Below are 21,585 nucleotides of genomic sequence, written 5' to 3'. Positions count from 1 at the left end.
TTACTTTGATAATAATGTTAGTTGCAACCAAAATTCCTCAATTTTTAGTATGGCATTTAGAAACTCATTGATTTCGAGTGGTTTTTTCACATAACTATTACAATGGTTTTCGTAGGCTTCGTCTAGATCTTTTTGATTGGATGATGTTGTAAGTACGATTACCGGAATTTTTTTAAGACGCGGATCGGCCTTGATCTGTCGTAAAACCTCATGGCCGTTGTATATGGGAAGATTGATATCCAGAAGAATAAGATCCGGTTTTTTTACATCAACATACGCCCCTCTCTTAAAAAGAAAATCAAGAGCTTCTTGGCCGTTTTTAGCAACACTGATTTCTGTTTTTACTTTGCACTCTTCAAAAGCTTCCTTTGTGAGTAAGATGTCACCTTCATTGTCTTCCACCAATAAGATATGGGCGAATTTTATTTTTTGATTATCCATGTTGCTTAATTTTAGAAATTGTGAAATAAAATACCGTGCCTTCTCCCGGTTTAGAATCCAACCAAATGCGTCCTCCTAAAAATTCAATGTGCCGTTTGACAATAGAAAGCCCTATTCCTGTTCCTGAATACTCATCTTTGTTGTGTAGTCTTTGAAAAATGACAAATATCTTATCATAGAACTGAGGATCTATTCCTATGCCATTATCTTTAATTGAAAACTCCCATTCCTTCTCATGTTCTGAAGCCTTAATCTCAATAATGGGAGCGGTGCCGTCTTTCGAGTATTTGAGTGCATTGTCCAATAGACAATGGAATATTTGTGTGATCGTCGCGCTATATGTGGTTAAAGACGGCAGATCGCTGGAGGTAATGGAAGCTGATTTTTCTGAAATCAGTCGCCTTCTCAACTGCTTGAATTCTGAAAGCACCTCATTCAAATCTACATCCTCTTTTCCTTCTGTGGATGCATTCGCTCTGGAATACTCCAATAAGTCAAGGATGATCTGCTTCATCTGTTTGGCTCCATCTGTTGCAAAATGAATGTATTGATGTGCCTTATCATCAAGTTGATCGCCATATTTTCGCTGCAATAGCGTCATGAAGCTAGAAATCATTCGCAGCGGTTCCTGTAAATCATGCGACGTAACAAATGCAAATTGTTCCAACTCTTCATTGGAGCGTTCCAGTTCATGCGTATACTGCTTTAGCAACTCCTTGTTTTTGACTTCCTGCGTAATGTCTGATGAAATACCGATGATGCCTGATAATTTATGATGTTCATCATAAATGGGAGAATTGGTAACCTGAGCGGGAAAATTAGTGCCATCTTTTTTTCGCACTTCAAATTCTCCCGACCATCTTTCCCCTTTTTTCAGCTCTTCCATGATTTGCTTCGCTTGCACTTCAGTGGCCTTAAATGGTGTGAGATCCATAATGTTTTTTCCTAGGGCTTCTTCCGCTTTCCAGCCATAAATAGTTTCGGCTGCATTGTTCCAGTAATTAACAACACCATCTAAGTTTGTTGCTATGGCCGCCTGGCCTATCATGCTTAGCAAATTTGCTTTGAACCTGTTTTCTTCTTCTGCTTTTTTACGCTCGGTTATATCCAGTACAATGGCTAAAAACCTTTTGTTGTTTTCTTGTGTAATTAATTGTAAATGGACTACTACAGGATAAAGGCTTCCGTCTTTTCGTTTGTGATTTGTGAAAAATATAATTTTATTTTTTTCATTGCTTACTAACGGAATAACAAGTTGTTCAAAAGAAGCTGCCGTGAAGTCGGGCTTTATATCCACGGGAGTTAATGCTTTTATTTCTTGTTCTGAATAGCCCATGTTAAGTAGCGCACCTTTGTTGACATAGCTAAATTTAAGTGTTTCCGCATTAAAGGTATAGATTTCGTTCAAGCTGTTTTCTAGGGTTTCCTGTAAGCTGTTTTTTTCTTGTTCTGCGTTTTTACGTTCTGTGATATCAAAGCGAATGGCTAAATATTGTGTAGGTTTATTTTTTTTGTCTAAAAAGGGCACAATGGTGGTGTCCACCCAATAATAAGAGCCATCTTTTGCTTTATTTTTTATTTCTCCGCGCCAAACATTTCCTGATGCAATCGTTTTCCATAATTCTTTGAAAAATGCTTTAGCATGATGTTTAGAATTAATTAATCGATGTGTTTTCCCTATAATTTCTTCTTCATTGTATTTTGAAATTTTGCAAAAGTTAGCATTGACAGATGTGATAACGCCTTTCTCGTTTGTAAAAGCGATTATGGCAGACTGGTCTAGAGAAAATTTATAATCTTTTAATGCTTTCAAACTTTTCTCCAGTTCTAATGCCGCAACCTTTCGCTCATGAATGTCCTGATAACTCCCATAAATCCTGATACACTTGTTATCTACTATTTCGCTTTTACCTATGGCCCGGCTCCATCGCTCGTTGCCTTTAGCTGTTCGCAGTAATATCTCTTCGTCAAACTCAACGCCTTCATTAATTAAGAGATCTAATGCTTTCTGTATGCGTTCTTTACTTTCCCCGATATGAAATTCTATGCCTCCAGTTAATGTAGGATTGTAGCTATCGTCCACTTCGACGATTTCAAATAACATGGGAGACCAGTACATATTGTCTCCATCTTGGTTTACTAAGTCCATCTCCCAGCTACCAATTCGTGCTATTTTTGTAATCTGCTCTAAAAGCGCTTCATTCTTGGCTTCATTAGTTACATCCAGGATCACAGAATTGAAAACCACCGATCCATCGGCTAGAAAAATCGGCGAACCATATCCCAGATGCGTTCTCGTTTCCCCATTGGGCATCGCATATTGCCAACGTGCTGTCCACTTCGTTTTGGTTTCCATAGCATCAGCAATACTTTTATTAACGGTCTCAAACGCACCCGCAACTGCCATTCTTTCCCAAACCAACTGGTTATTTTCAATCACTTCTTCAGCAGCAAAGCCCCAGACTTGTTGTGATCCTTTGGTTACATATTTTAGGGCGTCTGTCCCATCGGGATAGAAGATGTATTGATACACTACGGCAGGCAAGTTATCAGCCAATGATAGTAGTCTTATCTCGATTTGTTTGCGCTCATCTATATCCTGAAAGCTGCCGTAAATTCGTGTACATACACCATCAACAAATTCCGCAGTCCCATTGGTGCGTACCCACAGTTCCTTCTTATTAGCAGTGACTAAGACAGCTTCAAAATCGTATGGTTCTTTATTAGCAATGCATTTTTTAATGCTTGACCGCACCATCTCGCGAAAATCGGCTCTGTAAAAATTGATGGCCTTTTTCAAATCTGGTACAAATGATTTTGGGTCTGTTTCATGCAAAAGGTGAACCTCCTCTGACCAAAACAGACTTTGATTAAGCAAATCCAATTCCCAACTTCCAATTTTGGTAATACTGCGTACCTGACGGTCCAGTTCCCTAAGTTTCTTTTCTTCTGTAATATTCTTGGCAACCGAATATACGATACCATGTTCTGGTGCCGGAGATGCTGTCCAGCTCAACCATACTGAATCGCCCCGTTTTGTGATATAGCGGTTTTCAAAATTCCTGAGACTTCCACCATTATATAGGTGCTTCCATTTTTCTTGCGTTTTCAACTTATCTTCCTCATGAATAAAGGATTTGATTGGTCTTGAGCGCATTTCTTCTAAGGAATACCCCAACAATTCTAAGCCCGCTGGGTTGATTCGTTTTATATAACCGTCAAAACCTGACACACAAATCATATCTGGAGTAAAGTTAAAAATCTGAGCAAGTTCGATTTCTGTTTTCTTTCGGCTCAGTTCAGCACCAATCGTTGACTCTAATTTTTCAAACAACTCTAAATGCAGCCCTATGGCAGATTTGGTTTTTGCTGTCCCGAGCAATAGCACACCTACAACCTCATTTTTGTGCTTTAAGGGCACTCCCATCATGGCTTTAATCCCTGCTTTTTCCGCTGCTACCTTTCGTTTAAAGAAATGCCATTCCTCATCGATATCCTCCCAAATCTCTGTCATCTCGTTTAACCAAATATGACCAGGAATCCCCTCTCCCAAGGCGAAGGAATCTTTGTTCTTGGCTGTATCATAAAAGACACTTCCTGCCTTGCCTTCAACGTATTTCGATACACGATTAATCGTTTTGGCATCAATAGCAGGCAACCATATTTCAGCGAAATCAAAATGTCCAAATTGCGTGATGTATTCACAAACTTCTGTTAGACATTTAGTTAAGTCATTAGCCGCAGATTGATTGAAAATGTCACTTATAGTACTTATAAGGTTTTTTTCTCGCTCTTTGTTCTTTTGCTCGGTCACATCCCGTTCGATGGCAATCCAGTGGGTGTAACAGCCTTTTTCATCCGCAACCGGAGTTACGGTAAAGTTGATCCAGAATTCTTCCCCACTTTTTTTATAGTTGATGGTGGTTATTTCATAGGGCTCCCATTTTTTAAGGGAACGGCCTAGTTTGGCCAGTTCTTCTCCATTCGATTTCGGTCCTTGAAGCATCCGTGGTGTTTTGCCGATGACTTCCTCTGCTTCGTAGCCCGTCATTTTCGTAAAAGCCTCATTCACATAAATTATCTTGGGACCAGGTTCATCAAATGGTTCTGCTTCGGTAATTAAAACGGCATCATTGGTGTTAGTGATGACACTTTCAAGTAATTTCAGTTGATGTTTTTCCTCAATTCCATGGGTAATATCCCTAGAATTAGCTACGATGCCATTCACTGCAGGGTTGTCCAACATATTCGTCAACACAGTTTCCAACCATCGCCATTCGTCTTTCTTATTTTTATAGCGGAAGGGTCCAATAATAAGCTTGTTTTCGGTGCTTATTTTTTGCAAACTGGCTAAAACTCTTTCTGCATCATCTGGATGAATGAATTCAAATGCGTTTCTACCCTTAAGTTCTTCTGGTGTAATCCCAAGAACAGAAATACTCGTAGGACTGGTGTAGATGTATTTTCCATCTGGGTTTAATATACTTATCAGGTCCGAGCCCTCTTGAACCAATGCTTTAAATCGTTGTTCGCTTTGTTTAATTTTCTCTTCTTGGTCAATTAATTCTTTGGCATCCCTTATCGTACAATACATCAATTTAGAAGTATTATCCCAGGTTACTGACCATAAATTATAGGCAATACCACCATTTTTTTTCTTGTAACGATTAACGAAAGATTTAACATCCTGACCTCTAAGAATGGAAGCAGCTATGTCGCTGGTTTTGGGCAGATCTTCTTCCAAAATAAAATCCACGTAAGCTTTACCTATTAATTCTTTGGGTAGATATCCCCAATGGGTTGAAGCGGCAGCGCTCACAAAAACAAAATTACCTTGTTCATTAATGGTGCAAAAAATATCTAACGAGGCATCGATTAATTGATTCGCTTCAGATCGATGCTTAACGATACTTGTAATATCTCTTGATTGGCAGGCTATTGCAAAAATTTTTCCGTCGTCTCCTCTTAAAGGTTCCAATGTGATTTGACCATAATGTATTTCATTCGTTTCTGGGTGAGAGTAATGTTCCTCTATTTCAAAATATTCTCCTTTCAGTGCCCTGCTGTAATAGGTTTTCCATTTTTCAATATATCCTTCTCCAAAGCCACCTGCGAATGCAGATTCATAAAGTTTCAGTTCCTTACCTGTAACTTCTTTAACAAGGTCTAGCCATCTTTTATTAGCATAAATCAATTGGAAGTCAAGGTCAATCATCCAAATAGGATCCTTGCTTTGATCGTTATATAGGCTGTTCAATTGAGATGGGGTCATAGTAGGTGCTGATTTTTAGAACGTAGCCTATTAAAATAATTATTAAAAATAATCTTTAGAGGCTTGCGATTTGGAAGCTGAGTGAATTCCGACTGAAGAATTATCTATGATTTAGACCTTCCGAATTCATTATTAGGTTATTCATTATCGTGATTACAACTGTTTGGCAAATCGTTTGTTTTATGATTACGGAACCAATTTAGTAAATAAAAACCGAATAGAAAATTGCTTAGGCAGATAGGGCTGTTTATGACGTGAATATTTACGTAAATAAATGAGAACTAACAATAACTCAGAGGCATTATGCTTTATCTAGGTTTTGACAGTTCCCTAGTGTCGCATACGCTTATCAAATTTTGCCGCTGATGACGCAATCTTTTGCAGCTATTTTTACATTAAGGCTCATCCCAATAAAGGATTAGGTGATGTCTGTCTTCTGAGTCAATCCGCGAGATCTGCGGGAGATGATAGCAAATACGCTTCTGAATCTTTCCCGCTGATTGCGCAGATGTTCGCAGATTTTTTTTCGACATGACTTAACCCACGAGAAGATGTCATTTCTTCTGCGTAAATCCGCGAGATCTGCGGGAGATGTTAGCAGATACGCTTCTGAAGCTTTCCCGCTTATTGCGCTGATGTTCGCAGATTTTTATACGTTGTGACTCAACCTAAAGGAAGCAGATGTGGTTTCTTCTGCGTAAATCCGCGAGATCTGTAGGAGATGATAGCAAATACGCTTCTGAATGTTTCCCGCTGATTGCGCTGATGTTCGCAGATTTTTTTTCGACATGACTTAACCCACAAGAAGATGTCATTTCTTCCGCGTCAATCCGCGAGATCTGCGGGAGATGATAGCAAATAGACTTCTGAAGCTTTCCCGCTGATTGCGCAGATGTTCGCAGATTTTTATACGTTGTGACTCAACCTAAAGGAAGCAGGTGTGGTTTCTTCCGCGTAAATCCGCCAGATCTGTGGGACTTCTTGCGACATTGGTGCTTTTAAATTGCAAGAGCATCTAATTTCCCAGCTAAAGTATTTATCTTGTCAAATCTATCACAAAGTAAATAACAATACCATGATTACGATACCCAAACTGCATTACATCTCTCAAGGAAGCACACCAAAAGAGCATCTGGAACACATCCAAAAGGCCTGCTCCTCGGGTGCGGAATTAGTGCAATTACGCCTAAAACATGTATCAGAAAAAAAAACGTTGAAATTGGCCGAAGCTGCCAGAGAAATCACATCGCATTTTCAAACCCGATTAATTATAAACGATCATTATAAAATTGCAAAAACAGTCAAAGCCGACGGTGTGCATTTAGGAAAAACCGATGCCAGCCCTACTCTAGTTGGAAAGCACTTACACACTTGGCAAATGATTGGCGGCACAGCAAACACCTTGCAAGATTGTGAAACATTGATTGGTAAAGACGTTGATTATATCAGTTTAGGTCCTTTTCGATTTACAACAACCAAAGGGGATTTAGCCCCGGTTTTAGGTTTAAACGGCTATACGGCAATTATGGAAGCCTTAAAAACCGAAACCCCAATTATTGCTGTGGGCGGCATAAGCACAGATGATGTTAAAGACCTATTGGAAACGGGTATTTCCGGAATTGCAGTATCTGGGGCAATTACCCGCGATTTCAATAGCATAAGACTATTTAATCAATTACTTAACGCCTCTTCAACAGAAGAAAAACGCCATACGTTTGAATAGAACTAAGTATTAAGCATTAAGCATAACCGCATTAGGCTTAAATTACAACATTAGACCCAAATATTTAATATCATAGGGATTAATCCCCCGATGCTTACATCGTTTTTTTTTTTGGGATTTGGGACTTGTTTTTTTGGAATTTGATACCTCGTATGCTTGCATCGAGGTAGTTCATTTACTGTTTTTGTGAAGTCCTAATTTTTCTGGGTCTCTTCCTTCTTTATTTCCAAAAATGACTTCTTTAAATGTTTATCAGTTAGTGACAAGAAAGTCTATATTCTTGGTTCTATAAGCGTAGCGGTCTTAAGTCTTTTTTGTTTTCATTTCCTGAAACAACTCCTTAAACAAACCACGGGCGATCAAAATTTTCATGATCTCATTGGTGCCCGCATAAATTCTGGCGACGCGATTATCGGCATACATCCGAGCGATTGGGTAATCCCACATATACCCGTAACCTCCAAATAATTGCAAGCATTCATCTACTACCCTACCGTGCATCTCTGTGGCGGAATACTTCGCCATGGAAGCGCTTTCCGCAGTGAGTTCGTCCTTAGATACCAATAGTGTGCAACGATCTAAAAAAGCTTGGTGAATTTGCAATTGGGTGGCACATTCGGCCAATTTGAATTGGGTGTTTTGAAAGCCGGCAATGGGTTGTTTAAAAGCAGTTCTTGAAGACGTGTAGGCTATGGTTTTTTCTATGGCACCTTCCGCGCCAGCAATGGCATTGAGGCCTACGGTTAAGCGCTCTCTGGCCAATTCGGTCATCATGATTTTGAAACCCATGCCTTCTTCGCCAAGTAAGTTTTCCTTCGGAACCTTGACATTATCAAAAAACAACTCACAAGTGTCTTGGGATTTCATGCCTATTTTTTTGAAAGGCACGCCCTTCTCAAATCCGTCGTAAGCACTTTCCATAATCAATAAGGAGACGCCTTCTTTGGCGGTACCCACGTTGGTTTTTACGGCTACAACGGACATATCGCATAAATACCCATTGGTAATGAAGGTTTTTTGTCCGTTGACCAGATAATGGTCGCCTTTATCAACCGCATTGGTGGTGATGGCTTTAAGATCGCTGCCACAGTTGGGCTCGGTCATGCCAATGGACGTAATCAGTTTTCCGGAAGCCATGCGAGGCAGGTAGTTTTGCTTTTGCGCTTCGGTGCCATACTTTAGGAGATAGGGCGCCACAATATCAGAATGCAAGGAAAAACCCGGGCCCGTGATGCCTTCTCTTCCCAATTCTTCAATGAATAAAGCGCTAAAGCTGAAATCCAAACCACTGCCGCCATACTGTTCTGGCATATCAATGCAGAGCAAACCCAGTGCTCCGGCACGTTCCCAAATGGCTCGGCTAACCATCCCCTTTTCTTCCCATGCGTCTATCTGATCCATGATTTCATTTTTGATGAAATCCCGAATCATCTCTTGCATCATTTGATGTTCTTCTGTGGCGTAGATGTCACGTGGCAATAGGACGGATTGTAGCATGATGGTGGTGTTTTTGAATTAAAGTTGCTAAACGCTTGAGCTGATAGGTTTAGTTTTTTATAAGGTATAAAAAACTAACGAAATTTATACTATTGGAAGATGAGATCCTCGTCTAAAGTATCCTTGATGTTTTGGATGTGTTACATCTTTATGCCATAATCTGCTCCATTCATTACGGCCTCATTTAGTATGCTTACTAGTTCTCGCTTGTTGGTGAATGTTGCTGGTTTATTGTCTTTTAGTATCTTTCTCAAGACAAAAAAAACCTTGTTTGATTTTACGAGATAGGTCCCGTTTGGGATGTAGTTGATGTTTTTAAGTTCGCAGTCTCCATAAAAGACAATCACGGAAAAGAAGGGGATGTTTTCTTTGGACAATTTTTTCTTCAATTGGTGTATGTGGTTTTTATTCTGAAGTATGGGATTATAAATGCGGTGCTTGATTTTACCATAATTCAGCACTTGTGTCCATTGATTCTGATTCCCAGAGCCAAATATCCAACCGCTGTACTTTTTTACTTCGAATACTATAAGTCCTACTTTGGTGGCTACCACCAGATCGATTTGTGCATAAGTCCCATTGTATTTTTTTAGAGAGAGGTCCTGAAAGATCGTTTGATAAGGGATGCCGTATTTGAGGAGCTTATATACCAAAGCCCGTTCTGTTCTGCTGCCTCGGCTTGGGCTTGTTACTTTTCTGAAGTCTTGATAGTCGCGTATGCCAAAAATGTAAACTGCAAGTCCACAAGCGATGAGCGCGAAGATGGTCCAGACGATCATAACTTTGGTTTTGGTTGATGGCCAAGTAGGTATGCTATTGACAGATAAAGGATTAGAGGTTTTTAAAGATAGGGATTTATTGGGTTGGTTGACTGCTAGAGGATGGAGCTGGGAGTTGGTAAGGTATTGGTTGCAAACGCTCGCAAAGATGGGGAAGCTATTTCTTCTTCTTTCTTAAATCGCGATGATTCAGCCATTGTTGGTGTTTTCCACCAACAATTCTCCATGAAAAGCCCCAAATCAATTCCTTAAATTATTCAATCTCAATCTAACCAATCTGCACGTTGACTTTTGCTAATGCTCGTTTTTGACGAGTTTCTCCTGACATTGGTAAGTTCAAATTAGAAAATGAGGCTTATGAAATATCCTTGTTCCGGTTTCCAGGGATTGATATTTACTGACGATGATCGAGATTCCTTTCAAAAGATTGCTTCGTGCCTCGCAATGACCTCCTTATTCATAAGATGTGTTCCTGCCGCAATACAACAGATTCATTCGAGTGATTTCTTAACTAATCTCACAATGAGCATTAGCGGTTCTATTCGTTTAAAAAATGTATTTTACCAATGTCTAAATAATTCTTTCTTCATAAATTGAAAAGCCCTAAGCCTACACCTCCCAAAACCAGTAAAAAAATTTTAAATAATTAGTCCCAAACCAACACCCCTAAATCACTTCTTTTTCCCGATATTTAAATGCAGCAGCGCACACTTAAAAACCAGCGATTTTCAAATAGTCTGAAAGACGGTTCAATCCGTAAAATAGAGGCGCCTCTTTTTGCCTAAGCATTCGGACAATGATTCCAATTAGTAAAAACCTGCCTGCGGGGTTTGCATGCCGCAGGAATGGCAGCCAAATTCGCGCAATTTCCCGACAAGAATCGGGACAGGCTGTGGCAAACAATTTTTCAGTAACTCACAAACGATGCATTAAAGTACAAAAATCAAAATGAAAAAAACAGCAATTATATTAGGCGCCACAGGCTTGACTGGAGGCATTTTACTTCAGAAGTTAATTGATGATGAGCGTTATGAACAGATCAAATTGTTTTCGCGTTCTAAAATGGAAGGGCTCCCAAGCAAAGTGACCCAATACATCGGAGATCTTTTGGAATTGGAGCAATTCAGAAGCGATTTCATTGCCGATGAAGTCTTCTGTTGCATTGGCACCACCACGAATAAGACTCCCGATAAAACGCTTTATAAACAAATAGATTACGGTATCCCAGTGAACGCGGCGAAACTCGCTAAAGACAATGGGATTTCCACCTTCTTGGTGATTTCTGCAATGGGAGCCGATCAAAACAGTAGCGTGTTCTACAACAAGACCAAAGGCGAAATGGAACGGGATGTGCTGCAACAACAGATAAAAAAAACCTATATCCTGAGACCGGCTCTAATTGATGGAAACCGCGATGAAAAAAGAGCCATGGAATCCATCGGTTTGGCGCTGTTTAAACTCATCGACCCTTTACTCCTAGGCCCTTTGAAAAAGTACAAAATGATTGCTGCGGAGACGATTGCCCAAACCATGCTCTACCTGGCCAACCATCCAAATCATTCCGAAGCCATTATAAGTTCGACTGAGATCAAAGTGCTTTCCGAAAAATAAAGAACATTATAAATTGAGGATTGGCGAATTCGATATCTCGTTTTTCCCAAGAACCTCACGCGTACGCATTTCGAAACCCAGTCAAAACGTACTTCAACTTCATCATTCAGCGTTCAATATGCGATATTCCTGAAATAGAACGCAGACGAAGCTGATGAAACTGATTTTCGCTGTTTTATGTATTTCGGTAATAGTCAGAATTGAATCTGTGGAAATCTGCAAAATCTGTGTGCTCAGAGTTCAATATGCGATATTCCTAAAATTGAACGCAGATGACGCTGATGAAACTGATTTTCGCTGTTTTATATATTTCGGTAATAGTCAGAATTGAATCTGTAGAAATCTGCAAAATCTGTGTGCTCAGTGTTCAATATGCGATATTCCTGAAATAGAACGCAGATGACGCTGATGAAACTGATTTTCGCTGTTTTATATATTTCGGTAATAGTCAGAATTGAATCTGTGGAAATCTCCAAAATCTGCGTGCTCAGTGTTCTCGTATTGAACGCAGATGACGCTGATGAAACTGATTTTCGCTGTTTTATGTATTTCGGTAATAGTCAGAATTGAATCTGTGGAAATCTGCAAAATCTGTGTTCTCAGCGTTCAATATTCGTTATTCCTGAAATTGAACGCAGATGACGCTGATGAAACTGATTTTCGCTGTTTTATGTATTTCGATACTATTCTGAATTGAATCCGTGGAAATCGGCAAAATCTGCGTGCTCAGTGTTCTCACTTTGAACGCAGATGCCACTGATGAAACTGATTTTCGCTGTTTTATATATTTCGGTAATAGTCAGAATTGAATCTGTGGAAATCTGCAAAATCTGCGTGCTCAGTGTTCAATATGCGATATTTCTGAAATAGAACACAGATGACGCTGATGAAACTGATTTTCGCTGTTTTATATATTTCGGTAATAGTCAGAATTGAATCTGTGGAAATCTGCAAAATCTGCGTGCTCAGTGTTCTCACTTTGAACGCAGATGACGCAGATGACGCTGATGAAACTGATTTTCGCTGTTTTATGTATTTCGGTAATAGTCTGAATTGAATCTGTGGAAATCTGCAAAATCTGTGTGCTCAGCGTTAAATATGCGATATTCCTGAAATTGAACGCAGATGACGCTGATGAAACTGATTTTCGCTGTTTTATGTATTTCGGTAATAGTCAGAATTGAATCTGTGGAAATCTGCAAAATCTGCGTGCTCAGCGTTCAATATTCGTTATTCCTGAAATTGAACGCAGATGACGCTGATGAAACTGATTTTCGCTGTTTTATATATTTCGATACTATTCTGAATTGAATCTGTGGAAATCTGCAAAATCTGCGTGCTCAGCGTTCAATATGCGATATTCCTGAAATTGAACGCAGATGACGCTGATGAAACTGATTTTCGCTGTTTTATATATTTCGATACTATTCTGAATTGAATCTGTGGAAATCTGCAAAATCTGCGTGCTCAGCGTTCAATATGCGATATTCCTGAAATTGAACGCAGATGACGCTGATGAAACTGATTTTCGCTGTTTTATGTATTTCGGTAATAGTCTGAATTGAATCTGTGGAAATCAGCAAAATCTGTGTGCTCAGTGTTCAATATGCGTTATTCCTGAAATAGAACGCAGATACCGCTGATGAAACTGATTTTCGCTGTTTTATGTATTTCGGTAATAGTCAGAATTGAATCTGTGGAAATCTGCAAAATCTGTGTGCTCAGTGTTCAATATGCGATATTTCTGAAATAGAACACAGATGACGCTGATGAAACTGATTTTCGCTGTTTTATGTATTTCGATATTATTCTGAGTTGAATCTGTGGAAATCTGCAAAATCTGTGTGCTCAGCGTTCAATATGCGATATTCCTGAAATTGAACGCAGATGACGCTGATGAAACTGATTTTCGCTGTTTTATGTATTTCGGAAATAGTCTGAATTGAATCTGTGGAAATCAGCAAAATCTGTGTGATCAGTGCTCTTGCATAAAAGCCGACTCTGCAATACGTTTTCACTCAAATGACTTAAATAGGGTCTCAGCTAATTGTTTTTATCCCTATCCCGCTTCTTGTTCCGCTTCCAAACAAAATAAAGGATGACAAATACGATAGGCAAAATAATAAAGACGATGAGATCGAAAGGTTCTGATAAATCAACGGTTCCACTGTCTCCCGGCTTAGGGACGTCTGTCGGTATTTGTAGCAGTAAAGAATATCCTATATTTTTCATGGTTTTTTTCTAAATGTTAATTCTCAATTTACGCAAAAAATAGCTGAGAATGCTTCTTAAAGGAAGCGAAACCCAAACAAAATTCAAGGTTCAAATTAGTCAACTAGCGATTTTCCTCTCAATAAGCTTCAACGAACTCCAAACAAACTTCATCCAGCGTTTTAAACAATAGAAACGGAATTAATGATTAAATCAACAAAATGCCTCTCATCGACCCTTTACTAATCGACCCTTTGAAAAAGTACAAATTGATTGCTGCGGAAACGATTGCCCAAACCTTGCTCTACTTGGCCAACCATCCAAATCATTCCGAAGCCATCATAAGTTCGACGCAAATCAAAGCGCTTTCAGAAAAATAAAGGCCTTGTATAAATTGAGGATTGGAGAATTCTATATCGCGTTTTACCCAAAAACCTTGGGCGGATGCATTTCGAAACCCAGTCAACACGGACTTCAATTTCATCTGCCGCCCTATGAAAACTATTTTTTCTATTACGCCAAAATTTAAGCACACCCCTACCCTTCTCTACGCAAGACTTCCAAAGGCGAACTGCGTAAAACCGTTTGGATATTGCTCAACCCAATCGCTAAAACCAAGAGCGTAATCCCTGGTAGAAACACCAAAAACGGAATCAGCGAAGGCACGAAGGGTTCTTTAAACACTAATAGCGCCAGACCGAGACTGCTCAATAGCGCCAATAAAATACCGACCAAACTCCCCAACAATCCTAAAAACACATATTCCAAGGCTGAGATTTTCAAGATCTGCGTGTTCTTGGCACCTAAAGTCCGCAGCAGTACGCTCTCTTTAATGCGTTGGTATTTACTGGTACGCACCGAGCCGATCAAGACAATAATGCCTGTGAGAATACTAAAGAAGGCCATGAAATTAATGATCCAGGCGATCTTATCTAAAATATCCTCCAGAATGGTATAGACCTGGCGTAGATCCAACACCGACACATTTGGGAATTGGGCCACCAAATCGCGCTGAATTTCCGCCGAAGCAGCTTCATCGGGCACAGAGGTGGTAATCACATTAAACTGTGGCGCTTGCTCGAGCACACCCTTTGGAAACACGATGCTGAAATTAAGCTGTAATTGCCCCCAATCTACTTTACGAATGCTGCCTATTGTGGTTTCCATAAGCACGCCTTGCACATTGAAAACGATGGCATCGCCAACGCCCACTTTAGCATCTTCAGCAAGATTGTCGGAAATGGATATCACAACGGGTTTACCTGTCTTTAATTCTGAAACCCATTCGCCTGCGATAATGGCTTCGGAATCAATTAGCGTATCGCGATAGGTGGTTCTAAACTCGTGGTTTAAAATCCAACCGCGAATCTCACTGGTCGAATCTTGGCGGATGTTGTTGACCAATTGCGCTTTTATCTTATGCATGCGCATGGTAACCAGCGGAATATTATCCAAAACGGGCAAGTTCCTGGCGTTGAGGCCTTGTTCCACCGCGGCACGTTGGTCTGTTTGCACGTCTAAGATGATCATGTTGGCATTTTCTGCGGATTGCTCCACTTCGGTTTTTGCCAATAAAATATCCTTCGTAAAATATAAGGTGCTTATCAAAAATGTCCCTAAACCAATCGCAACCACTAAAACAACGGTTTGATTGTTGGGCCTAAATAAGTTCAACAGACTTTGCCGCGTTGTAAACCCCCAACGCTTTGGGAAGTAGGTTTTAATGAGTGTCATGAACCCTATGGAAATTCCGGCTAAAATGGCAAAAGTAATTAAGGTGGCAACTACAAATCCTAAGGCGTAGACTGCATTTTTCAGCAACCAAAACGAAAATAAAAATAGAAATATCAAAATAGCGGCAAATACGATGATTCGCGCTTTCTTTGGGCCTTGTGACGCTTGCTCATCCACACGCAACACGTCTAATGGCGACACGTACCAGGTTCTTAATAAGGGCAAGAGCGCAAATAAAACGGACATGAACAACCCTAGAAAAACACCCATGAGGATGGGCTGGGCTGAGATCGTGATTTCAACCGCAAACGGAAGAAACTCCTCTAAAATATAAGGGAATACGGTCTGAAGCGCCACGCCTATAAGCGAACCAATCAATCCGCCAGCAAGGCCAATCCCAGCAATTTGAATCAGGAAAATAAGAAAACTTTGTTTTCTCGAAGCGCCCATGCATTTTAAAACCGCAACGGCCCTTAGTTTTTCTTTGATATAAATATGAACCGAACTGGCAATCCCAATACAACCCAACAATAAGGCGATGAATGCTGCCAAGTTTAAAAATTTACCCACATTGTCATAACGACTCCCCAATTGCGCACTGGTGCTGGTGTGGGTGTCTAAATCTGAATTTTCCGCCTCTAATTGTGGCCCTATGTTTTGCTCAAACTTACTTAAATTCAAGCTATCTGAAGCTTTATAGAAGTATTGGTATTCCTTTCGGCTGCCAAATTGCAACAGCTCAGTGCCATCCACAAACCGATTAGGGATGATCACTGGCGGTGCCACCGAAGTAGAAATGGCCGTACTCCCAGGAATGGCTTTTAAAGCGCCAGCTATAGACAAGGTGAGCTCTCCTACTTTGATGGAATCGCCTGGTTTTATATTAAACTGAAGCAACAAAGTCGCATCCACCAACGCGCCGCCTGAGTCTTGGTAATTGGCTGCTGCGGAAGCAGGTTCGGTATCAATGCTGCCGTAAAACGGAAAATCCCCTTTTAAAGCACGCACCTTAACCAATTTGGTGCCTCCATTTTTTGGAAAGGCAACCATCGAGACAAAATTTACTTCGGAAGCATCCGGTTGTAAGGAGTCGATAATAGCTTGGGCACGGGCCGTTGGTAATTGCCGGCTGTCAATAATATAATCTGCACCCATCAGGGCTTTTGATTGGAGCTTTATGTTGTCTTTGAGATTGCTGCTGAATAATTGTATCGATACCACGGCAGCGATGCCTAAGATGATGGACGCCATAAATAACAGCAGGCGCACCCTACTGGCTTTGGCATCGCGCCAAGCCATCTTAAACAACCATTTTGTGTTTTGATTCATAGAGATGGGAGATGTGCTCACAGTACTGCCGTACGTTGATTGGTTAAAATTTGTCCGCCTTTGAGTCGCAAGATTTGCTGAGTGCGGTTGGCCAAATCCAAATCATGGGAAATGATGACCAAGGTCGTTCCGGCTTCTGTGTTCAAATCGAATAAGAGCTGGATTACTTTTTCGCCGGTTTCTTCATCTAAATTCCCCGTAGGCTCATCGGCAAATAAAATGGAAGGGGCATTTGCAAAGGCTCTGGCTAAGGCGACCCGTTGCTGCTCCCCGCCAGACAGTTGAGACGGATAATGATCATAACGATCGGCCAAACCCACTTTTTCCAATAAGGCCATGCTTTTTTTGGTTGCGTCCTTATCGCCTTGTAATTCTAAGGGGACGCTCACGTTTTCAAGCGCGGTAAGGGTTGGCAGTAGTTGAAAGTTCTGAAAGATGAAGCCCACTTCCTTATTCCGTAATTGGGCACGCTGGTCTTCGTTTAAGCGGCTTAAATCTTGGCCACATAATTCCACGGTACCGGCATTTGGGTTGTCTAATCCGGCACACAAGCCTAACAAGGTTGTTTTTCCACTTCCGGAAGGTCCTACAATGGAAAAGGTCTGCCCTTTTTCCACCTCAAAGCTAATGTTTTGCAAGACCGTTAATTCTCTGTTACCACTGGTATATGTTTTTTCTAGCCCAGTAATCTTTAATATCTTTGGCATATAAATTCTTAATTAAAATGACCACTTATGTCTAAGGCTCAAAATAACCAATTGTATTTAAACCCACCAGCCTCGCTGCTCCGTAAAATCCTAAAGTTTTGTTATTTTATCCCCTTGGTTTTGGTCTTGGCTTGTGGTACCGATAAAAAGGAGAAGACCAATCAAGAGGAATCAGCAAAAGCAAAAACCGAACAAACGGAGACCACTAATAACAGCAGCAAAACCATTTTAGCTTTTGGGGATAGTATTACCGCTGGTTATGGCTTGGCCGATACGGCCGACGCGTTTCCTGGGGTGTTGCAGCAAAAAATTGATGCGCTCAATTTAAATTATACCGTAATTAATTCGGGCTTGAGCGGCGAAACCACAGCGGGTGGCAAAAGTCGGATTGCTTGGGTGTTGAATCAGGATATTGATATTTTTCTATTGGAGCTGGGTGCCAATGATGGCTTACGTGGCGTGCCACTATCTGAAACGCGTGCCAATCTCCAAGCGATCATTGATATTGTGCAAGAGAAAAGTCCGGAAACCACCATTATCCTGGCGGGAATGGAATTGCCTCCAAATATGGGACAGGATTACACGACCGAATTTAAGCAGCTCTATGCCGATTTGGCAAAAAAAAATGATTTGGAATTTATTCCTTTTATTTTAAAAGATGTTGGTGGGATTGCGGCACTCAATCAAAGTGATGGCATTCACCCAACGGCTGAAGGTCATAAAATTTTGGCCAATACGGTTTGGGAGGTTTTGGAGCCTGTACTAAAGAAATAGGTTTTAGGAAGAAAGCATTGGTATTCAAAATGACTTAAGACTAAAGGCATAGGACTTATGACATAGGACTATTGGACATAAGACTAAAGGGGTGTTTGGTTTTAGATTTGTTTTTCTGAAAAATCTCAAGTTTAAGGCAAAAACTATGAGCAGCTGTAAAAATTGTACTATTTAAATGAATTCGAGACCTTTCAGGTTTTGAGAACCTGAAAGGTCTGAAACACTCAAAACCCTAATTTTCTAAAAAGTGAATCTTTAAATTTGGAATACTAATTATTGACATGTCCTATAATTAAACCTAAGACCCCGCCAAAAAGCCGGGGTTCGTTCAACCATCGGCTTTCAATACGCCTGCGGCTTTTGAAATACGGGTTTCACGAATAAAAAAGATTAGTCCTTTTTGAATGCTGCACAAAAATTAAGTGGCTATCATAATTGATTAAAAAACAGATTGCACCAATGGATGAACTATAAATTGGAAGTCTGTGGTGTTACAATTTGGTTTGAACTGTGAACATGGATAAACTAAAAAAACCTCACAGGTTTTTAAAACCTGTGAGGTCTAGTCAAAGTCACTGTCTGTTGGAATCTAATTAAGCTTAAAGCACATAAATTCGAACCTTCTTTTTCTTCAAACGTGAATTGTTTAATTTTTCAACTAATGTTTCAGCAAGCTTCAGCGGAACGGCAACAAAAGCACAATCTTGTTTGAGCTCAATGCTTCCCAATTGGTCCTTTTCAAGCCCACCTTGTTTAATGAACAAGCCTGCAATATCGCCTTTGGAAATTTTGTCTTTCCTCCCACCTGATATAAAAAGTGTTTCCCAGAATTGTGGCTTATGCGGCGCTTTCTTAGAAATATTCACGGCTTTACTTTGCTTGATGAATTCGGGCAATGCTTCCTTGGCCCATTTTAACACATAAGCGGTTCCTGTGGCGTTGACTCGAGCGGTTCTCCCATTTCTATGGATGAATTCTTCTTCATGACGCGGTAATTCGTAATGAATGATATAGTTCATTTCAGGGATATCGATGCCTCTTGCGGCCAAATCTGTAGCGACCAATACTTGACTGCTTCCGTTTCTGAACTTTATCAAAGCGCGTTCTCTATCTTGCTGCTCCATACCTCCAGAAAAACAAGCATGTGTGACTTTATTGCGTTCTAAATACCCACTCACTTGCTCAATACTGTCTCTTAAATTGCAGAAAATAATTCCCTGTTCACTGCCCAAATGCTGCAGCAAATCCAACACCGTTTTCAGTTTGTTTTTATCTGCTGAAACCACTGTTTTAATAGCTAATCGCGATTCCGTTTTTTCTTTGAGATAATCAATGGTGTAGGGCTTATCCAAGCGCACAAAACCCGGAACGGTAATGCCTTGGGTGGCCGAAGTTAAAATGCGTTTGTTAATACTGGGCAATTGACCGATAATCGCTTTCATCTCTTCCTCAAAACCATCTTCCAGAGATTTATCAAACTCATCTAAAATGAGTGTTTTGATACTGGATTTGGAAAAACGATCACTGTCAAAATGATCTAAGACTCTGCCCGGAGTTCCTATTAAAATAGCCGGACTGTGTTTGATTTCAATTTTGTCTTTAGACATGGGTCTGCCACCATAAACCGCATTTACCTTATAACCAGACCCCATAGAGCGAACCACTTGCTCTATTTGGATGGCGAGTTCCCTTGATGGTACAATGATCAAAGCCTGTACCTCTTGAGAATCTGGGTCTAAAACTTTCAGCAATGGCAATAAAAAGGCCAATGTTTTTCCCGTTCCGGTTGGAGATAACAGAATGGTATTGGTCGTCTCGGCAATCATTGAAACCGCCTCTTCCTGCATGGGATTCAAAGCCTCAATGTTTAATTTGTCTAAAATATCCTGTTGGTTTTTTATGCTATATATCATAATGATGTTGTGTTCTAAAGTAAAATATCATAGAGTTCAGGAGCCAGATAGTAGCTATACCCTTTATCGTTTAATCAGAATCCTCCCGAGAGATTTCGGGAGGATTCTTGGTTCTTGAATCCTTACTTAGCTCAATTCGAAGTAAGCAGCCTTAAGGCTTTCTCTTTTTAGGAGTTTCCAATTTTGAATTATCAATACTGTTTTGAGCGAGATAATTAGTCAATAGTTTATCCACCAGTTCCTCTTTGGTTAAATGATGAAATATGGTTTTGATCTTCGCTTTAAAATCTTCTGAAACGTCTCGGTTTGGTTTCGTCTTAAAGATTTTTCTGGCCCATAATAAGCCATTGTTTTCTTCAATGCTTTGCGCATCTGCCTTTTTAAAGGTCTTGAAAACAATGCCTAATTCCTTTTCAAAATCGGCAATATCGGCAACTTCTTCCTGTTGTAAAACGGTTAGGGAAAGCCCCTTTGCTCCTGCCCTTGCGGTTCTTCCGCTTCTATGCACGTAAGCGTCATAAGTATCGGGTAAGTGGTAATTGACAACATAGGAGACTTCCTTGACATCAATACCACGCGCGGCCAAATCTGTAGCCACTAAAATATCAATATGGCCTTCCCGGAACTGACCCATGATACGGTCGCGAATCCCTTGGGTCAAACTCCCGTGAATCGCTCCTGAAGAAAATTTGTTGATGGCTAGATTCTTTGCTAATTTATTAACGGCTGCCTTGGTTTTGCAGAATATAATCCCGCGCTCGCCTGCTTTGGAACTTAAAAAATGAAGTAAGACCTCTAGTTTTTCTATAGGTTCTACAACCACATACTGATGGTCGATCCCAAGATGACCAAGGGTTTCCATATCGGCTTCTAGGTGCACGACATGCTTTGACATGTAATTTTGAACCAATTGTTTTATGGTTCCAGACATGGTGGCTGTAAACAATAAGGTTCTTCTGGATTTAGGGATGACCTTGAGAATGGCATCCACCTCGTCTTTTAACGCGCTTAGCATTTCATCAGCTTCATCCAAAACAAAATAGTTGAGCTTATTGAGCTGAATGGCGTCTCTTTCAATCAAATCAACCAATCGTCCTGGTGTTGCCACCACAATATGGGTGGTACTTTTTAAACGTTCTATTTGAGGTTTTACAGGCGTCCCACCGCATAAGGATACGATGGTTATTTTTGGATTGGCGGAAGCAAAGGCTAACAAATTAACGTAAATCTGTTGGCCCAGTTCTCGTGTTGGTGCTAAAATTAAGGCTTGAATATTATCTTTTTCGAGATCTATCAACTGCAATAAAGGCAAGCCGAAAGCAGCCGTTTTTCCAGTGCCTGTTTTTGCTAAAACAACAACATCTTCCTTTTGGTTGAGCACCATAGGAATCGTCTTTTTCTGAATCGCGGTGGGTACGGAAATGTTTAAATCCACTAAACTTTGCTGAAACTGTTCCTGAATCCCTAAATCTGAAAACTGATTTGACATAATATATTTTCGGCAAATATAACCACACTTTTACGGAGAACCACTCAAATTTGGGCTGTAATTATAAACAAGGCCTTAATACGCGCGCATGTTTCGTATTAAATG

13 protein-coding genes are annotated in these 21,585 nt (G+C 40.3%); 4 read left to right on the top strand and 9 right to left on the bottom strand.

Annotated elements, in window-relative coordinates:
• Entirely contained in the window at positions 1-441 is a 441-nt protein-coding gene (locus ESY88_RS06175) for a response regulator (protein WP_147086572.1), read from the bottom strand.
• Positions 434-5,713 carry a PAS domain S-box protein gene (locus tag ESY88_RS06170; RefSeq protein ID WP_147086573.1) on the bottom strand — a complete coding sequence of 1,760 codons (5,280 nt, stop codon included), beginning with the start codon at positions 5,711-5,713 and terminating at the stop codon, positions 434-436. Before ESY88_RS06170 ends, ESY88_RS06175 begins: the two co-directional genes overlap by 8 nt.
• A gap of 1,078 nt (positions 5,714-6,791) precedes the next feature.
• Here ESY88_RS06170 and thiE point away from each other — a divergent pair.
• Positions 6,792-7,436: a thiamine phosphate synthase gene (thiE, locus tag ESY88_RS06165; protein WP_147086635.1), complete on the top strand. Its 645-nt coding sequence runs from the start codon at positions 6,792-6,794 to the stop codon at positions 7,434-7,436.
• 303 nt (positions 7,437-7,739) lie between these two features.
• Here the strand turns inward: thiE and ESY88_RS06160 are convergent, their stop codons facing one another.
• Complete coding sequence (locus tag ESY88_RS06160; protein WP_147086574.1) at positions 7,740-8,933, bottom strand: acyl-CoA dehydrogenase family protein; 1,194 nt, start codon at positions 8,931-8,933, stop codon at positions 7,740-7,742.
• A 140-nt stretch (positions 8,934-9,073) separates the two neighbouring features.
• Complete coding sequence (locus tag ESY88_RS06155) at positions 9,074-9,712, bottom strand: nuclease-related domain-containing protein (RefSeq protein ID WP_147086575.1); 639 nt, start codon at positions 9,710-9,712, stop codon at positions 9,074-9,076.
• A 948-nt stretch (positions 9,713-10,660) separates the two neighbouring features.
• Between ESY88_RS06155 and ESY88_RS06150 the strand changes: the two genes are divergently transcribed.
• A complete protein-coding gene (locus ESY88_RS06150) occupies positions 10,661-11,323 on the top strand; it encodes an NAD(P)H-binding protein (RefSeq protein ID WP_147086576.1) in 663 nt (220 codons plus the stop codon).
• Positions 11,324-13,366: 2,043 nt separating this feature from the next.
• Here the strand turns inward: ESY88_RS06150 and ESY88_RS06145 are convergent.
• Positions 13,367-13,555, bottom strand: coding sequence for an adenylosuccinate synthetase (locus tag ESY88_RS06145; protein ID WP_223270742.1), 189 nt, complete (start codon positions 13,553-13,555; stop codon positions 13,367-13,369).
• A gap of 200 nt (positions 13,556-13,755) precedes the next feature.
• Between ESY88_RS06145 and ESY88_RS20890 the strand changes: the two genes are divergently transcribed.
• Positions 13,756-13,914, top strand: coding sequence for a hypothetical protein (locus ESY88_RS20890; RefSeq protein WP_189702534.1), 159 nt, complete (start codon positions 13,756-13,758; stop codon positions 13,912-13,914).
• Between the two features lie 157 nt (positions 13,915-14,071).
• Here the strand turns inward: ESY88_RS20890 and ESY88_RS06140 are convergent, their stop codons facing one another.
• Both ESY88_RS06140 and ESY88_RS06135 read right to left on the bottom strand, forming a co-directional pair.
• Complete coding sequence (locus ESY88_RS06140) at positions 14,072-16,567, bottom strand: ABC transporter permease (RefSeq protein WP_147086637.1); 2,496 nt, start codon at positions 16,565-16,567, stop codon at positions 14,072-14,074.
• A gap of 47 nt (positions 16,568-16,614) precedes the next feature.
• Positions 16,615-17,304, bottom strand: coding sequence for an ABC transporter ATP-binding protein (locus ESY88_RS06135; protein WP_147086577.1), 690 nt, complete (start codon positions 17,302-17,304; stop codon positions 16,615-16,617).
• A gap of 27 nt (positions 17,305-17,331) precedes the next feature.
• Between ESY88_RS06135 and ESY88_RS06130 the strand changes: the two genes are divergently transcribed.
• On the top strand, positions 17,332-18,078 hold the full coding sequence (locus tag ESY88_RS06130; protein WP_147086578.1) for an arylesterase: 747 nt from the start codon (positions 17,332-17,334) through the stop codon (positions 18,076-18,078).
• A gap of 599 nt (positions 18,079-18,677) precedes the next feature.
• On the opposite strand, the gene ESY88_RS06125 is transcribed toward ESY88_RS06130, so the two are convergent.
• The gene (locus tag ESY88_RS06125) at positions 18,678-19,991 is read right to left on the bottom strand and encodes a DEAD/DEAH box helicase (RefSeq protein ID WP_147086579.1); all 1,314 of its coding nucleotides are present in this window, start codon (positions 19,989-19,991) and stop codon (positions 18,678-18,680) included.
• A gap of 151 nt (positions 19,992-20,142) precedes the next feature.
• On the bottom strand, positions 20,143-21,480 hold the full coding sequence (locus ESY88_RS06120) for a DEAD/DEAH box helicase (RefSeq protein ID WP_147086580.1): 1,338 nt from the start codon (positions 21,478-21,480) through the stop codon (positions 20,143-20,145).
• Between the last annotated feature and the right edge of the window lie 105 nt (positions 21,481-21,585).

It is taken from the genome of Subsaximicrobium wynnwilliamsii, assembly GCF_007997225.1.
Classification (GTDB): Bacteria; Bacteroidota; Bacteroidia; order Flavobacteriales; family Flavobacteriaceae; genus Psychroserpens; species Psychroserpens wynnwilliamsii.
The sequence above is the reverse complement of the archived record's forward strand: the minus strand, read 5'-3'. Positions and strand labels throughout refer to the sequence as shown.

Bases quoted from the DNA above. Each gene is read 5' to 3' on its own strand.
- ESY88_RS06175 (WP_147086572.1), bottom strand. From the start codon at position 441: ATGGATAATCAAAAAATAAAATTCGCCCATATCTTATTGGTGGAAGAC.
- ESY88_RS06170 (WP_147086573.1), bottom strand. From the start codon at position 5,713: ATGACCCCATCTCAATTGAACAGCCTATATAACGATCAAAGCAAGGAT.
- ESY88_RS06160 (WP_147086574.1), bottom strand. From the start codon at position 8,933: ATGCTACAATCCGTCCTATTGCCACGTGACATCTACGCCACAGAAGAA.
- ESY88_RS06155 (WP_147086575.1), bottom strand. From the start codon at position 9,712: ATGATCGTCTGGACCATCTTCGCGCTCATCGCTTGTGGACTTGCAGTT.
- ESY88_RS06150 (WP_147086576.1), top strand. From the start codon at position 10,661: ATGAAAAAAACAGCAATTATATTAGGCGCCACAGGCTTGACTGGAGGC.
- ESY88_RS06145 (WP_223270742.1), bottom strand. From the start codon at position 13,555: ATGAAAAATATAGGATATTCTTTACTGCTACAAATACCGACAGACGTC.
- ESY88_RS20890 (WP_189702534.1), top strand. From the start codon at position 13,756: ATGCCTCTCATCGACCCTTTACTAATCGACCCTTTGAAAAAGTACAAA.
- ESY88_RS06140 (WP_147086637.1), bottom strand. From the start codon at position 16,567: ATGGCTTGGCGCGATGCCAAAGCCAGTAGGGTGCGCCTGCTGTTATTT.
- ESY88_RS06135 (WP_147086577.1), bottom strand. From the start codon at position 17,304: ATGCCAAAGATATTAAAGATTACTGGGCTAGAAAAAACATATACCAGT.
- ESY88_RS06130 (WP_147086578.1), top strand. From the start codon at position 17,332: ATGTCTAAGGCTCAAAATAACCAATTGTATTTAAACCCACCAGCCTCG.
- ESY88_RS06125 (WP_147086579.1), bottom strand. From the start codon at position 19,991: ATGATATATAGCATAAAAAACCAACAGGATATTTTAGACAAATTAAAC.
- ESY88_RS06120 (WP_147086580.1), bottom strand. From the start codon at position 21,480: ATGTCAAATCAGTTTTCAGATTTAGGGATTCAGGAACAGTTTCAGCAA.